The following is a 1472-nucleotide window of genomic DNA, read 5'->3' as shown; positions in this document are numbered from 1 at the left end:
CAACCCCAACTGTTTGGGTGTTGTATAGTCAAGCCTCACGAGCAATTAGTATTGGTCAGCTTCACATATCGCTATGCTTCCACATCCAACCTATCAACGTCGTAGTCTTCAACGGCTCTTTAGGAGGCATAAAGCCTCGGGGAAATCTTATCTTGAGGTAGGCTTCCCGCTTAGATGCTTTCAGCGGTTATCCCTTCCGAACATAGCTACCCGGCGATGCGACTGGCGTCACAACCGGTACACCAGAGGTTCGTCCACTCTGGTCCTCTCGTACTAGGAGCAGATCCTCTCAAATTTCCAGCGCCCACGGTAGATAGGGACCGAACTGTCTCACGACGTTCTAAACCCAGCTCGCGTACCTCTTTAAATGGCGAACAGCCATACCCTTGGGACCTGCTTCAGCCCCAGGATGAGATGAGCCGACATCGAGGTGCCAAACACCGCCGTCGATATGAACTCTTGGGCGGTATCAGCCTGTTATCCCCAGAGTACCTTTTATCCGTTGAGCGATGGCCCTTCCATACAGAACCACCGGATCACTAAGACCTACTTTCGTACCTGCTCGACTTGTGGGTCTCGCAGTTAAGCGCGCTTTTGCCTTTATACTCTACGCGTGATTTCCGACCACGCTGAGCGCACCTTCGTACTCCTCCGTTACTCTTTAGGAGGAGACCGCCCCAGTCAAACTACCCACCAGACATGGTCCTCGTCCCGGATAACGGGACAGAGTTAGAACCTCAACATTACCAGGGTGGTATTTCAAGGACGGCTCCACTCGGACTAGCGTCCAAGTTTCAAAGCCTCCCACCTATCCTACACAAGTAAGGTCAAAGTTCAATGTCAAGCTGCAGTAAAGGTTCACGGGGTCTTTCCGTCTAGCCGCGGGTACACCGCATCTTCACGGCGAATTCGATTTCACTGAGCCTCTGCTGGAGACAGCGCCGCCATCATTATGCCATTCGTGCAGGTCGGAACTTACCCGACAAGGAATTTCGCTACCTTAGGACCGTTATAGTTACGGCCGCCGTTTACTGGGGCTTCGATCAAGAGCTTCGCTTACGCTAACCCCATCAATTAACCTTCCAGCACCGGGCAGGCATCACACCCTATACGTCCACTTTCGTGTTTGCAGAGTGCTATGTTTTTAATAAACAGTTGCAGCGGCCTGGTTTCTGAGGCTGTCGACAGCTCAAGGAGCGAGTCCTATCACCATCAACAGCGTACCTTCTCCCGAAGTTACGGTACCATTTTGCCTAGTTCCTTCAGCAGAGTTCTCTCAAGCGCTTTGGTCTACTCGACCTGACCACCTGTGTCGGTTTCGGGTACGATTCCAGTGTAACTGAAGCTTAGAGACTTTTCCTGGAAGCAGGGTATCAGCCACTTCACTGTACAAGTACAGCTTGCTATCAGATCTCAGCATAGAGCACCCCGGATTTGCCTAAGATGCATGCCTACTTCCTTTCACCTGGACT

General features: G+C 51.8%; 1 rRNA gene. It reads right to left on the bottom strand.

The features are described 5' to 3' along the window. Nucleotides 1–24: 24 nt before the first annotated feature. Nucleotides 25–1472, bottom strand: a 23S ribosomal RNA gene (locus tag FTT78_RS13345); the annotation flags it as partial.

It is taken from the genome of Acinetobacter sp. YH01011 (assembly GCF_013420785.1).
Classification (GTDB): domain Bacteria; phylum Pseudomonadota; class Gammaproteobacteria; order Pseudomonadales; family Moraxellaceae; genus Acinetobacter; species Acinetobacter towneri.
Note: the sequence above shows the minus strand (reverse complement) of the source record. Positions and strands in the feature narration are given on the sequence as shown.